The sequence below is a fragment of the Hymenobacter terrestris genome, assembly GCF_013377905.1.
Taxonomy (GTDB): Bacteria; Bacteroidota; Bacteroidia; order Cytophagales; family Hymenobacteraceae; genus Hymenobacter; species Hymenobacter terrestris.
Map to the genome: position 1 here is coordinate 1 of NZ_JABKAV010000081.1, position 13,593 is coordinate 13,593.

At 60.2% G+C, this 13,593-nt stretch carries 11 protein-coding genes, 3 tRNA genes and 1 pseudogene; 5 read left to right on the forward strand and 10 right to left on the reverse strand.

The window, feature by feature from the left end; all coding sequences use genetic code 11:
* A pseudogene (locus tag HW556_RS16545) lies at window positions 1-289 on the forward strand (MFS transporter); the annotation flags it as partial.
* Between the two features lie 128 nt (window positions 290-417).
* Window positions 418-1,221 (forward strand): HNH endonuclease, encoded by an 804-nt coding sequence (locus HW556_RS16550; protein WP_176901234.1) that lies wholly within the window; start codon window positions 418-420, stop codon window positions 1,219-1,221.
* A gap of 251 nt (window positions 1,222-1,472) precedes the next feature.
* Here HW556_RS16550 and HW556_RS16555 read toward each other — a convergent pair whose 3' ends face one another.
* From HW556_RS16555 to HW556_RS16570, 4 genes are all read right to left on the reverse strand, one after another.
* Complete coding sequence (locus tag HW556_RS16555; RefSeq protein WP_176901235.1) at window positions 1,473-1,817, reverse strand: hypothetical protein; 345 nt, start codon at window positions 1,815-1,817, stop codon at window positions 1,473-1,475.
* Between the two features lie 196 nt (window positions 1,818-2,013).
* Window positions 2,014-4,245 (reverse strand): xanthine dehydrogenase family protein molybdopterin-binding subunit, encoded by a 2,232-nt coding sequence (locus HW556_RS16560; protein WP_176901236.1) that lies wholly within the window; start codon window positions 4,243-4,245, stop codon window positions 2,014-2,016.
* A gap of 226 nt (window positions 4,246-4,471) precedes the next feature.
* Window positions 4,472-5,491 (reverse strand): FAD binding domain-containing protein, encoded by a 1,020-nt coding sequence (locus HW556_RS16565; RefSeq protein WP_176901237.1) that lies wholly within the window; start codon window positions 5,489-5,491, stop codon window positions 4,472-4,474.
* A gap of 98 nt (window positions 5,492-5,589) precedes the next feature.
* Complete coding sequence (locus HW556_RS16570; RefSeq protein WP_218136953.1) at window positions 5,590-6,108, reverse strand: (2Fe-2S)-binding protein; 519 nt, start codon at window positions 6,106-6,108, stop codon at window positions 5,590-5,592.
* Window positions 6,109-6,329: 221 nt separating this feature from the next.
* Between HW556_RS16570 and HW556_RS18970 the strand changes: the two genes are divergently transcribed.
* A complete protein-coding gene (locus HW556_RS18970; protein WP_176901238.1) occupies window positions 6,330-7,574 on the forward strand; it encodes a M1 family aminopeptidase in 1,245 nt (414 codons plus the stop codon).
* A 254-nt stretch (window positions 7,575-7,828) separates the two neighbouring features.
* On the opposite strand, the gene HW556_RS16580 is transcribed toward HW556_RS18970, so the two are convergent.
* The 6 genes from HW556_RS16580 to HW556_RS16605 form a co-directional block, all read right to left on the reverse strand.
* Window positions 7,829-8,128, reverse strand: coding sequence for a putative quinol monooxygenase (locus tag HW556_RS16580; protein ID WP_176901239.1), 300 nt, complete (start codon window positions 8,126-8,128; stop codon window positions 7,829-7,831).
* Between the two features lie 216 nt (window positions 8,129-8,344).
* Entirely contained in the window at window positions 8,345-10,972 is a 2,628-nt protein-coding gene (locus HW556_RS16585) for a TonB-dependent receptor (protein WP_218136954.1), read from the reverse strand.
* Window positions 10,973-11,151: 179 nt separating this feature from the next.
* Window positions 11,152-11,445, reverse strand: a complete 294-nt coding sequence (locus tag HW556_RS16590; RefSeq protein WP_176901240.1) for a hypothetical protein — start codon at window positions 11,443-11,445, stop codon at window positions 11,152-11,154.
* A 116-nt stretch (window positions 11,446-11,561) separates the two neighbouring features.
* Window positions 11,562-11,635: transfer RNA gene (locus HW556_RS16595), tRNA-Arg, on the reverse strand.
* A 98-nt stretch (window positions 11,636-11,733) separates the two neighbouring features.
* Window positions 11,734-11,810, reverse strand: a tRNA-Pro gene (locus HW556_RS16600).
* Between the two features lie 104 nt (window positions 11,811-11,914).
* Window positions 11,915-12,002, reverse strand: a tRNA-Ser gene (locus HW556_RS16605).
* Between the two features lie 191 nt (window positions 12,003-12,193).
* Between HW556_RS16605 and HW556_RS16610 the strand changes: the two genes are divergently transcribed.
* Together HW556_RS16610 and HW556_RS16615 are read left to right on the forward strand one after the other, a co-directional pair.
* On the forward strand, window positions 12,194-13,195 hold the full coding sequence (locus tag HW556_RS16610) for a vWA domain-containing protein (protein ID WP_176901241.1): 1,002 nt from the start codon (window positions 12,194-12,196) through the stop codon (window positions 13,193-13,195).
* On the forward strand, window positions 13,192-13,593 hold a 402-nt coding region (locus HW556_RS16615; protein ID WP_176901242.1), incomplete at its 3' end, for a tetratricopeptide repeat protein. The genes HW556_RS16610 and HW556_RS16615, both read left to right, overlap by 4 nt.

Below are 13,593 nucleotides of genomic sequence, written 5' to 3' on the forward strand. Positions count from 1 at the left end.
CGGGGCCGGACCGTGGTGGCTCGGGCCGGCGTTTCTGGGCTTCTGGGGGCTGGTAGTGGTGGCCGACTCGCCGCTACTCTCGACGCTGGTGGCCCGCAGCGCCCCGCCCGCCAGCCGGGGCACGGCCCTCACGCTGGTTACCTGCCTGGGGTTCGCCCTCACCATCGTCAGCCTGCAATGCACCAGCTGGCTGGCCGCCCACCTGCCCGCGCCCTACGTGTACCTGCCGCTGGCGCTGGGGCCGCTGCTGGGGCTGTGGGGGTTGTTTGGGCGGAGGAAGGGTCGCTAAACGGATGAAGGACTCAAAAGCGTGAGTTTTCGCTTACATTTCCTGCGTCGAATATAAAAACAAGAATCACTCTCCGCCGTAAGTCGCGGCAATAGAAGTATTGTCTGCAAGGCTAAATGACCCTCACTATGAACACATATTTATTTGTATGGAACCCTAAACGTTGGACGTGGAACGATATAGAGCAAAGCATTGATCGGGTTGACAAAACAGGTAAATGTTCAGAACGTTGGAGTTGTGGAAACACTAAATCTATTAAGCCAGGCGACAGAATCTTTCTCGTAAAAGTTGGCACAGAACCCAAAGGGATTGTTGCGGCGGGTTTTGCTACAACAGCACCATTTTCTGACAGGCATTGGAGTATCAAAAACAAAGAAGCACTTTATATTGATATTGATTTTGAGGCTCTACTAAACCCCGAAGAAGACTCAATTCTCACACTTAACATTTTAACAACGGGGAATCTATCAACACAAATTTGGACACCACAATCCTCTGGCATTTCAATCAAGCCAGAGCTTATTGATGAACTTGAAGCAATTTGGTTTGACTTTCTTATCACTCAAAACATCAGACACAATCCTTTCATTCCAGCGGACAACGAAACCCAAAAAGTCTATACTGAAGGAACACCAAATCAAATTTTTGCAACAAAGTACGAACGAAACCCTTATGCAAGAAAAAAATGTTTAAAATATTACGGATTTTCTTGCTCAGTTTGCAATTTTAATTTTCGACAAACTTATGGCGAAATTGGAAAAGAATTTATTCACGTTCATCATCTGACACAAGTTTCAAATATTGGCAGGACTTATGAGGTCGACCCAGTAAAAGACTTGCGACCAGTTTGCCCTAATTGTCATTCTATAATCCACAAAGGAAAGACCGCGTTCAGTATTGAAGAAGTCAAAGGATTTATAAAAAAACTTTAGATATAAGTTAATCAGTCTACTAGTCAGCAAAATTCTCGACAATTATGGCCTTAATAAGCTACTATCTATTATAGACGTAACGTGGTTCAACCACACACAAAATCGCCCCGCGACCTTATGGCTGCGGGGCGGTTTTGCGTTACGGGAAGCGGCAAACGTTACAGCAGCTTATCGAGCAGGATGGGCAGGTCGCGGACGTGCTTGCCGATGGCGTGGAAAACGGCGTTGGCAAGCGCGGCCATGACGCCGGGCTACTTAAGCAGCGAGGTGCTGGCCCCCGTGAGGGTTTCGCCGAGTTGAAGCAGCTTGGTTCTGATTTCTTCGTCCACGTCCTCGTCGGCGGCTCTGGTGGCAAGCTGCCCCAGGGCGTCGAGCGTGTGGGCGATATTGGCGCTATCGTTGGTGCTGATGTAGTCTTTCAGGTTCTTCAGCTCCAGGGAAATTTCGCCCTGGCTACCGGGGCCGTTCAGGTCGAGCATCCCAATCCAGCTATCAATCTGGTTGGCAGCTGGTGCGGCGGTGAGGCCGCCTTTAACGGCGGTGATGGCATCGTCGAGCGACTGGCCGGCAGAGGAAGGATTGTTGGAAGTTGACATATCAGATTGGGTTAGTGAAAGAACCCTATAGTTTACTGCTGCTGATTCGGAAAGGTTAGGCAAAATCACCCTTCCGCCCTCCCTGAGAGCACAGCGCCAATCCGTTAGCCCCCTGCATCATCCTTCTGCCCACAAAAAAACCGCCCCGCGACCTTACGGTTGCGGGGCGGTTTTGCATTGCCTGAAGTGGCGGCTGTTACAGCAGCTTATCGAGCATGATGGGCAGGTCGCGGACGCGCTTGCCAGTGGCGTGGAAGACGGCGTTGGCAATGGCGGCCGTGACGCCGAGCATGCCCACTTCGCCGATGCCCTTCACGCCCAGCGGGTTCACGATGTCGTCGTCTTCGTGCACGAAAATGACGTCGATGTGGGGAATGTCGGCGTTGACGGGGATGTGATACTCGGCGAAGTTGTGGTTGACGTAGCGGCCGAACTTATGGTCCATAATGGTTTCCTCCATCAGGGCCATGCCTAGGCCCCACACCACCGAGCCCAGCACCTGCGAGCGGGCCGTTTTCTGGTTGAGAATGCGGCCGGCGGCCACGGCACTCACCACCCGCGTCACCTTAATGGTGCCCAGGTCCTCATCCACCTCCACCTCGGCGAAGGCTACGTTGTGCGAGTGCAGCGAGTAGCCGTTCTGCTTGGCCATGTTGGGCTGGGCCGAGCTGTCGGCTTCGAGTTGGGTTTCGCCGCTGGCCTGCAGCACGTCGCGCAGCACCACGGCCTGGGCGTGGTCGTGGCGCAGGCGCAGCTGGCCGTTCACGAACTCCACCTCGTCGTAGGTGGCGCCCTTCAGGGGCGAATCGGCGGGCTTTTGGGCCAGCTTCAGAATTTTCTCGCCCAGCGCGTCGCAGGCATTTTTCACGGCCGTGCCCACCGAGGCGGCGGTCCAGGAGCCGCCCTGGATGGGGGCTTCGGGCTGGTCGGTGTCGCCCAGCTCAAAGGTTACGGCTTCCAGGGGCAGGCCCAGCGTTTCGGCCGCAATCTGCGTCATAATGGTATAGGTGCCGGTGCCGTTTTCGCCGGTGGCGCTGCGCACCGTCAGCTTACCGTCGGCCGAAATCAGGGCTTTGGCGGCTGATTTCTGCTGGGTGGCATCCCAGACGCCCCCGCCCATGCCCATACCCACCAGCTTGCCGTTGGCGCGCATCGAGCGGGGCTCCTGGGTGCGGGTTTCCCAGCCGAACTTGGCCGCGGCCTGCTTGTAGCACTCACGTAGCTTCTTGCTCGAAAAGGGCTTGTCCACGTTCTGGTCGCGGTCGGCGTAGTTGCGCATTCGGAATTCGAGCGGGTCGAGGCCGGCGGCGTAGGCCATTTCGTCCATGGCCACCTCCAGGCCCACGTTGCCCGAGGCGGCACCCGGCGCCCGCATATCCTGGGGCGAGTAAATGTCGAGCTTGGCCAGCTCGTAGCCCAGCTTCACGTTCTCGCACTGGTACAGCATACCCGACCAATTGACGATGTTCTCGGTGTAATCCTCAAACTGTGAGGTTTCATGGAGGGCGTGGTGCTGTAGGGCGGCCAGGGTGCCGTCGGGGTTGGTGCCTAGCTTTACCAGCTGCAGCGTGTTGGGCCGGTGGCCGATGCTGAACATCTGCTGGCGCGTGAGTGTGACGCGCACCGAGCGTTTCAGCTCCAGCGTGGCCAGCACGGCCATAAACACCGAGTACTGCGGCCGCAGCCCCGCCCCAAATCCGCCACCCATAAACTGGTTCACCACCCGCACATCGTCCTTGCCCAGCCCGAACACGCCCATCAGGTAGTTCTTCACGTTGTACACGCCCTGGGTTTTGTCATAGGCCGTAATTTTGCCGTCGCCGCGCCACTCCACGGTGGTGGTAAACAACTCCATAGGGTTGTGGTGCTGGGCCCCATGGGCGTACTCGGCCTCGATGCTATGGGTGGCCTCTTTCAGAGCCTGGTCGGGCTTGCCACGGGGTGGCGGTGGCGGCTGGAAGCCTATTTTACCCCCGCCCGGCGCGTAGCCTTCGGTGCGCTTGGCTTCGAGGTTGGTTTCGTGCTCCTGCTGCTCGTAGTCGATGCGCAGCAGGGCGGCGGCGTAGCGGGCCAACTCGAACGTGTCGGCCACCACCAAGGCTACCGGCTGCTGGTTGAAAGTGATGTCGGGCGAATGCAGCGGCCGGAAGGGCGAACCGCCGGGGGCAATCTGGTCCTTGTAGCTCTTATCGAACCAGGCCAGATACGGCACGTTCTCGTGCGAAAACACTTCTAGTACGCCCGGCAAAGCACGCACCTCATCGGCGTGTACTTTCAGGATTTTTCCTTTGGTAATCGGGCTGTTCACCACGTAACCGTAGGCCAGGTTGGGCACATTGAATTCGCCCGAGTAATGGGCCGCGCCCGCTACTTTCAGCGGCCCGTCTACGCGGCTCGGGGCTTTACCTATATGGTTGGTCTGGCTCATGGGTTGGAGTTTTTAGCTGATAGTCTAAAGATGTAGGGGCGGGGCTTAGCTTCGCTGTCCTTCGGTTGTCCCCGCCCGCCGTGTAACGGTCCGGGTCTGAATCGTTGAACGGCGGGCGGGGACAACCGAAGGACAGCGAAGCTAAGCCCCGCCCCTACTCGTTCGCAGGAAACCAACCGGTCTGTTCTGGCGGCTCCGTTCAAGGGCGGGCGCGAAGCGTAAGCCCCTACTGGCCGCCCAGGTACATGTCGCCGGCTTCCTGCTTTCCTTCGGCGGCCTGCTTAAGGGCGCGCACGATGGCCCGGCGGGCCAGCTCGATTTTGAAATCATTGGAGCCACGACCCACGGCGTCGGCCACCACGTGGGCAGCCACACGGCCAAAGGTTTCGGCGGTGGCGGGCTGTCCTTTCAGCAACTGCTCAGCCGACAGGTCGCGCCAGGGTTTGTGGGCCACGCCGCCCAGGGCCAGGCGAGCATCCGTAATGGTGTCGCCATCCATTTCCAGGCCCACGGCCACGCTCACCAGGGCGAAGGCGTAGGAGTGCCTGTCCCGGAGCTTGAGGTAGGCGAAGTGCTTGGCGAAGCCTTTTTCGGGCAAATCAAGCGAGGTAATCAACTCGCCTTCGGCCAGCGTGTTATCGAACTCGGGCTGGTCGCCGGGTAGGCGGTGGAAGTCCTCGAAGGCAATGGTTCGTTCACCTTTGGGTCCGCTCACGCGCACGGTGGGTGCGAGGGCCGCCAGGGCCACGCACATATCCGAGGGGTGAGTGGCAATGCAGGCCTCGCTAGTGCCCAGGATGCCGCACACCCGGTTGAAGCCCCCGATGGCCGAGCAGCCCGAGCCGGGCTCGCGCTTGTTGCAGGGCGTGGCCAGGTCGTAGAAATAGTAGCAGCGGGTGCGCTGCATGAGGTTGCCGCCGTTAGTGGCCACGTTGCGCAGCTGCGGCGAGGCCCCGGCCAGAATGGCTTGGTTCAGCAGCGGGTACCGCGCCTTCACCTGCTCATTCCAGGCGGTATCGGAGTTGGTAGCCGTGGCCCCAAGTCGCAGGCCGCCGTCGGGCAATTCTTCAATTTTAGAAAGCGCCAGCTTGGCTACGTTGACCAGATGCGCGGGCTGCTCCACGTTCATCTTCATCAGGTCAATCAGGTTGGTGCCGCCGCCAATGTAGGCCGAGCCATCGTGGCCGGCCTTGTCGCGTACCGCATCGGCCACATCGGTAGCGCGGGAGTAGGTAAAAGGATACATGTTTTCCGTATTGAGTAGTGCGTATTTGGTATTGAGTACACTGGCAGATTGAGTAACAGGACACCGTTTGCGTCTCACTACTCACTACCTGCTACTCACTACTGTTTATCTACAACTTCCTTCACCGCGTCGAGAATGCCGACGTAAGCGCCGCAGCGGCAGAGGTTGCCGCTCATCAGCTCCTTGATTTCGGCTTCGGAATGGGCGTGGCCCTCGTTGAGCAGACCCTGAGCCGAGCAGATCTGGCCGGGTGTGCAGTAGCCGCACTGGAAGGCATCGTGGTCGACGAAGGCCTGCTGCAGCGGGCTGAGGTTTTCGGGCGTGCCCAGGCCCTCGATGGTCGTGATGTCGTCGTCCTCATGCATCACGGCCAGCGTGAGGCAGCTGTTGATGCGGCGGCCGTTTACGAGTACTGTGCAGGCGCCGCACTGGCCGTGGTCGCAGCCTTTTTTGGTGCCCGTGAGGTGGGCGTACTCGCGCAGCGCGTCGAGCAGGCTGGTCCAGGGCGCGAGCTGCAGGGTCTGGGTTTCGCCGTTGATGGTCAGGCGCACCGGGCCGGTAGGCACCGGGTTCGGCAAGCCGCCACTGGCGGGGGCGCTGATAAGGGGTTGCGACATAAGACAGGAGTAGTGATAATGAAGGAGGAAAGCACCTAAGGTCGTTGGCGCGACGCCGGCAGGCGCTTTTTCTGTACGCCCACAACGGCTGCAGCGTTATGCTTCGTGCCATATTTATTCAACTCAAAAAACAATACGGCGGCCAGCGGGCCAGTTCGCCTTTCCAGTTCGCGTAGTCGTGCGTAGCTTGGCACCCGCATCATATAACCAGGTCTGTTTTCGTGAAATATCTACTCATTCTACTGCTCGCGGCCCTTGGGGCTGCCTCCCCGGCCCGAGCAACGCCCTTCATAGAAGTAGACCTGCAAGTAACGCCGGCAACGCACTCCTTCACCTGCCGCTACCGCTTCACCCTGCCCGCCTCCGACACGACGTCGGTGGTGCGGCTGAACCTGAACAGCCGCTTTAAGCTGCAACAGGTGCAGGCTACGCAGAACGCGCAGCCTCATATCACGCCGGTGGCATATGCAGGATATACGCCCCAGCAGATTCAGGTTCGCTTCGGCCCCAACCCGCGCCGGAGCCGCTCCATCGAACTGGTGTATACGGGCAGCATCAGTGAGAATAATTATACCGACCAAGTAGCCCTTTTCAGCGCCCACAGCGAATGGCTGCCCTTTCGCCCCTACCAGGAATATGAGGTGCTACCCTACCAACTAACGGTGCAGGTGCCGCCCGGCTATCAGGTTCGCAGCACCCCTCAGCCCGATAAGCAGAAGGCTGGCCGCTGGACTTTTTCGGGCACGACCAGCGCCATCGAGTTCACGGCCCTCGTGGCCGAACAGTTCTACCAAGCCGTGTCCGCCGCGGGCCCGCCTATCACGCTCGTTAAGGCCGGTGTCCCCCTGACCCGCACCGATTCGGTCACGCTTCGGCAGGCTGAGGTAATTACGGCCTTTTACAACCGCACCATCGGCCGGCAGGACCCCATTACCCGGTTCACCATTTTGATGCCCGGCAACGACAGCGGGGCCTACGGGCTGCTGGACAACGCCACTGTCATCACCTACCCCGATTTTGATATAGCGAGAACCCGAGAATTACTGATTCTGGCCCACGAAATTAGCCACAAATGGTGGGGCTACGGCTCGTTTCACGATGAAACCGACTGGCTCAACGAAGCCTTCGCCACCTATTCCAGCCTCCTTTACTTACAAGCCAGCGGCGACGAAGCGGGCTACGAGAAAGAGCTGGACCGCCTCGCGCAAACCACTCCTGGCACTCCACCCCTGTGGGGTTTCGACCGCTATAAACACGAGTACCCCATGCACCGCCGCGTGATCTACAACAAAGGAACGGGCATCCTGCACGCCCTGCGCACCCGCATCGGCACCGAGCAATTCCTGAACCTGCTGGCCCAATCTGCCGCCAAAAAAACCAGCACCACCGTAGAGTTCCTGCAACTGGTAGAGCAGGTGGCCGGACCGGAAACCAGCGCCTGGCTGCTGGCAGAACTGAAGCGGTAGGAAGAAGAACGGTGTAGGGTGCGGGGCTTAGCTGCGCTGTCCTTCGGTTGTCCCCGCCCGCCATTAAACGGTACCGTTGAAGCGGTGCGAACGGCGGGCGGGGACAACCGAAGGACAGCGCAGCTAAGCCCCGCGACCTACACCGTTAGGCAACCTGATGTGTAAAGTCGGCTTCCACGACACAAAACCGCCTCTCCCACCGAACCAGTAACTGGCAACGGCACGGAGAGGCGGTTTTCTTAAAGCCGGAAGAACTACGCGCCCTTAGCAGCCAAAATATCAAGCATTTCTACGGCTGGAGCCGAGGAAAACAGGTCGGGGGCCTGGGCAAAAAGGGCCTCAGCCACTTTACCGCTCAGGTGCGCCTCACGGCCCGACTCATCAGCAAACGTGTCGAAAATACCGAACGTCGAAGGGCCCATCTGCACCCCGTACCAAGTGGCGGTGCCGGGCTCCTGCTCTACCAGGGCTAGGCCACCGCGCAGAAAATCGGCTACTTCCTGCTCTTTACCGGGCTTGGCTTCGAGGCGTACAAACAATCCTACTTTTACCATGAGTGTGGGGCTTAAAGGGTTGGCAAGTAGGACCGGCTCAACAGTAGAATGTTTACTGCAACACTTTATTAAGCCATAGAACGTCATGCTGAGCTTGCCGAAGCATCTCTACCACTTCTCTGCCATTGCAACGAAACGGTAGAGATGCTTCGGCAAGCTCAGCATGGCGTTTTACCAGCCCTGTAGCAGCGGGTTCCGCCTGTTCTGACTCTTCCCCTACAGCCCGTAGGTAACCTGCAGATAGTACAATCCACCCACGCTGGGGCCGCCCAAGTAGCTGACGTAGTAGCGGTTGAGTACGTTGCTGGCCCCAAGTTTAAACCGTAGATTAGGCGCGGGCAGGTGGTAGCTGAGTTGGGCGTCGAGCGTGCCGTAGGCCGGCACGGTGCCACTGACGAGGAAGGTCTCGGAGAAGTAGCTTGTCTGCCAACGGTAGTTGAGGCCGAAGCCTAAGTGGCGGTACACGTTTTCGTGGCCCAGATTCAGGTTGTAGCTCCAGCGGGGCGTATTGAATCCGGCCTCCAGCCCGTCGGCGGCTTCGGTGCGGTCGAGGCGGGCGTAAGTGGCGGATGCACCGGCCAGCAGGCCGCCGGGCACATCGTAGCGCAGGCCCAGCGAGCCACCGTAGTTGTACACCCGGCTGCGCGAGTTGGTCCAGAGGCGGTAACGGGCCTGGGTAGCGCGGGCGTTGAGGGCGGTGGCTACGGCGTTGGGGCTGGCTGTAGCCGGCAGAGGCTGCCCGTCAGGGGTCAGCGGCACGTAGGCTTCCACTTGGGCAATAAAGTCGCGGTAGGTATTGGCGTAAAAATCTACGTCGGCCAGCAGGCGGCCACCGGGCAGCAGGGCCGCCTTGTAGCCCACTTCCCACGAGCGCACAAATTCGGGCCGCAGGTAGGTGTATGGGTTACGTGCGAGCAGGCTCTGGTTGGCGGCAATGGCCTGGCTGCGGCTCTGCCCGCCGGTGTTCACGGCCCGAGTAACAGCCGCATTAAACGCGTCTATCGAGCTACGCAGGTAGCTGCCCTCAAACACCCCGTCCGACATCACCCGCAGCCCGCCAATGCGTTTGACCTGCCCGCTGTTCACGTTGGAAAATCCCTCAAACAAGCTCGGGAAACGGTAGCCGCTCTGGTAGCTGAGCCGGAAATTGTGGCGGGCCGTGGGCGAATATACGGCCGTGAGCCTAGGGTTGAAGCGCAGGTCGAAGTAGCGGTTTTTGTCGGCCCGCAGCGTGGCCGTTAGGCGGAGCTTCTCACCGGGTAGCAGCCGCGCCCCGGTCTGCACAAACCCGCCGGTTTTGCTATAGGCCAGCGTGCTGAACTGGTCGCGGCCGGGGTTGGGGTTGATGAAGTAGTTGCCATCGGGCTGCACGAAGTAGGTGCGGTGGTCGGCCCCTACCAGCACATCGGCCCAGGCCGGCAGCCCTTTACCCCCAGCCTGCCGCAGGGCTTGGCCCACGTTGGTCTGCACTTCGGTGTGCAGCAAATCGGCTTCTACTCGCAGGGCCGCGCCCTGGTCCCAGTTATTGATGTCGGAAAGCGCGTTCAGGCGCTGCCGGAACTCCAGGGTGCCGGGCTGCAGGCGGCCGGCATCGGCAAAGGTGCGGGCGGCGGCGTGGGCGGCAGCTACCGGCTGGCTCTGCCCCACGGCCCGGTTCCACTCGGCGGTGTAGTCGGCGTTCCAGGCGTTGTCGGGCTTGAAGCTGCGGTCGAGGTTTTCGGCGGCCGAGCGCAAATTATAGCTCTGCCCGGTGTTTTCCTGCGTGAAATAGGCCCGCGCCTGCACCACGGGCGTCGTCAGCTGCAGGGCGTGCTGCTGCAGGCGGTAGTCGGCCAGCTGGAAGCGGTTGCTGCGCTGGTATACGTTGTCGAAACGGGCTCCGCGGTAGGTATAGGCCAGTTCGGTGCGCTCGTTCGGCTTATAGTGCAGGGCCGCGTCATACTTCAGCGTCTGCAGATGATAGTCTACCACGTCGCGCTCCAAGTAGCCGGTGCGGGCCACCTGGTAGCTTTTGCCGCCCAGCGTGAGCGTGCTGCGGTTCGATGATTCGTTGCCGTAGCTGCTTACCGGGTCGCGGGCGGGGTTATCGGCTCCCAGCAGGCCGGTGCTGGCGTTGCCGCCGGGGTTGAGGTCGGTCTGGTCGGTGGCCATCCAGTCGTAGCCCCGCAGGTAGGTGCCGTTCACTTTAAAAGCCCACTTAGAGCCCAGCACCCGGGCGAAGCGCAGGCTGGTTTCTGAGTAAGGCCGCGCCCCCGTGTTAGGGTCGTTTACATGGTTGACGCCCACTTTCTGCTGCGCGCTCAGCCCTTCGCTGGCAAACGGGTTGCGGGTACTGAAATTGGCCAGCCCGTTGATGGCGTTGAGCCCATACAATGCGGCCGCCGTGCCGGGCACAATTTCCACGCTCTTGATGTCCAGGTCGCTCGGTCCGAGCACGTTGCCAATCGGCCCACCGATGTGGGGTGCCTGGTTGTCGATGCCGTCCACGAGCTGAGCGAAGCGCACGTTGGTGGTGTTAGCAAAGCCGCGAGCGTTGAGCACCTTGAACCCCAGGCTCGGCGCAAGCACCTGCACGCCCTTCACCTGCTCCAGCGCATCGAAAAACGAAGGGGCGGGCGACAGCCGCAAGGCCCGCGCATTCAGCTTTTCCACCGTAACCGGCGACTGCAGAATACTTTCCTCCACCTTGGAAGCCGCCACTACCACCTCACCCAGCAGCACCGGCCGGCGGGTGGTATCGGCCGGCACAGCCTGTTGAGCCAGGGCCGGACTAGCGGCCGTAGCGGCAGCCACGGCCACTCCTGCCAGCGCCCGGCAGCGGATTACGTGTAACGGGTGCTTCATATAAAGACAGCCATGAGCGACAGTAGCAGCCGGAGCATCTGCTGTGCAGCAGGCAACAGCTAAAAGCGTCTTTTGCCTTTCATCTCGACACATGAAATCCGAGCAACTACTCTATTGGCAAGCAGGGGCTTAGCTGTGGCCGGTTCAGGAGCCAGGTATTCGTAGCCCATATACTGTCGTCAGACCGTTACACTTTCCTCAATGGCAGCCGAAATGTCCACTTCCTCCAGCGGCGGCACCAGCGCAAAGCGCGACTCGTGGAAGTTGGCCTCGGGGAAGCCCGGCGCCACGGCCGCGTTGTTTATCTGGTGCAGCGTAATACCGAAGCCGTTGTGCGTATCGTACACGTCGCGCACCGTATAAATGGGGCCGCGCTTGGGCGTCTGGATGTTGGGGTTCTGCACCAGCAGCATGGTAAAGTCGTCGTTGGTACAGATGACTTCCTGGCCGGGATGGAAAAGGGGCGCTTTCATGGGTCAAAGATAAGGGGCAGCCGGGCAACAGTTGCTTTAACCGCACCAGTTGCGAAGCAGCGAAGCCGGCCACAAAAAAACCACTTAGTACGGCTGCTAAGTGGTTTTCCTGGCTGTACCCCGTACACGATTCGAACGTGTGACCGCCTGCTTAGAAGGCAGGTGCTCTATCCAGCTGAGCTAACGAGGCAGGTTGGGCTAACAAAGTAAACCGCCCTATTGAACAATAGAGCGAGTTCTGAAAAGCAAAAAGCCGCCCGCCCCAAAGGCGGGCTGACGGCTAAATGCTGGTCGGGGTGGCAGGATTCGAACCTGCGGCCTCCTGCTCCCAAAGCAGGCGCGATACCGGGCTACGCTACACCCCGAAAAGGCTAACTAAAAATTGAGAGTTAAAAGTTAAAGCTTGACCGTGCTTGCGCTAACCGGTAATTTTCAACTTTTAACTCCTAATTTTTAATTCAAAGAAACGCGGAGAGAGGGGGATTCGAACCCCCGGTAGCCTTTAGAGCTACGGCAGTTTAGCAAACTACTGGTTTCAGCCACTCACCCATCTCTCCCGAAGGGTTGTCCTTTCCGGTTGAAAGGTGTTGCAAATATACGAGCCGGATGGAGATTCAAACCCTGTTCCGAAAAATATCTTCCATCTTGCTACTGCGTTTGCGGCTTTCAGGCCGCCAATTAGCGCTTTTTACCTGTGGGGCAACCCCATCCTTTTGGCTGGTTGTATTGTGAACATGAACCCGTTACCGTGGCGTTGAACTGGGCGTATCTGCCAGGCTGGCCGGAGGCGGCAGCGGCGCTGATTTTTTTTATTTTTTACCTCGGCTACGCTCTTCGCACCCGCCGGCTGGCTGCCCCGCTGGGCCAGCACGGCGGCCGGCTGAGCTGGAAGCTGGCGTTGCGCCTGCTGTATGGCGGCTTGCTGGGCGCGGCTTTGCTTGGCCCCGCCTACGGCCTCACCCAGCACCCGGTGCGTACCGCTGGCAAAGACGTGTGGCTGCTCGTAGATTTGTCGCGCTCGATGAACGCGCCCGACGTGGCCCCCTCGCGGCTGCAGAAGCTGAAGGCCGAGCTGGCCGAGCTGGTACGCCGTTTCCCGGCCGACCGGCTCGGGCTGATTGTGTTTGCCGGTGAAGCCTACGTGCAGTGTCCACTCACCTATGATCAGGACGCGCTCCAGCTGTTCGTAAGCACCCTGCAAACCAGCCTCGTGCCGGCCGGCACCACCGATCTGGTGCCACCGCTTAAGCTGGTGCTCGACCGCCTCGCTCCGGCCACTTCCCCCGCCGGGCCCGATCCGGCCGGTGTTCCGCCCCGCGCTACGGCCGTAGTGCTGGCCACCGATGGCGAGGATTTTGGCGAGAACCTGGAGGGTACCGTGCGGATACTGGCCCGCTCAGGGGCCCGAGTGTTTACCATGGGTGTGGGCACCACCGAGGGCAGCCGTATTCCGCTGGCCGGCGGCCGGCCGGGCTATGTGCGCGACGCCCGGGGCCGCGACGCCGTGACGCGGCTGGCACCCACTCCGCTGCGCCGCTTGGCCGAGCAGACGGGCGGTCAGTATTTCGAGCTAACCGACCAGCGCAACGAGTTTTCCCTGTTACTTTCTGCCCTTAATCAGCTGGAAGGCCAAACTCAGCAGGTACGTACTGTGGCCGTGGCCGACAACCGCTACCGTTACCCGCTGGCGCTGGCGTTGCTGCTCATTGGGCTCGATATTCTGCTGACCGTGAAAGTTATCCGGCCATGAAAATCCTGTTCACTACGCTGCTGCTGTTTAGTTTCTGGGGAAGCCTCACCCGCATCTACGACCGTAACGCGGCCGTGCAGCGCGGGGCCACAGCCTACGCCAGCGGCCAGTATGCTGAAGCTGCCCTGGCTTACCGCGAAGCCGCGCTGGAGCTGGGTGGCACCGACGATGCGCTATGGCTGAACTTGGCCCACGCCACGCTGCGGGCCGGCCAGCCCGCCGAAGCCCGCTCCTATTACGGCCGCCTGCTGGACAGCCCCGTCGGGCACACGCGGAGCGTGGCGCTGCAACAGCTCGCCGCCCTAGCCGCTACCCGGGGCGAGTACACGCCGGCCGTCGCCCTGCTACGTCAAGCGTTGCTGGCCGATGCCGGCAACACGGGCGCCCGCTACAACTAT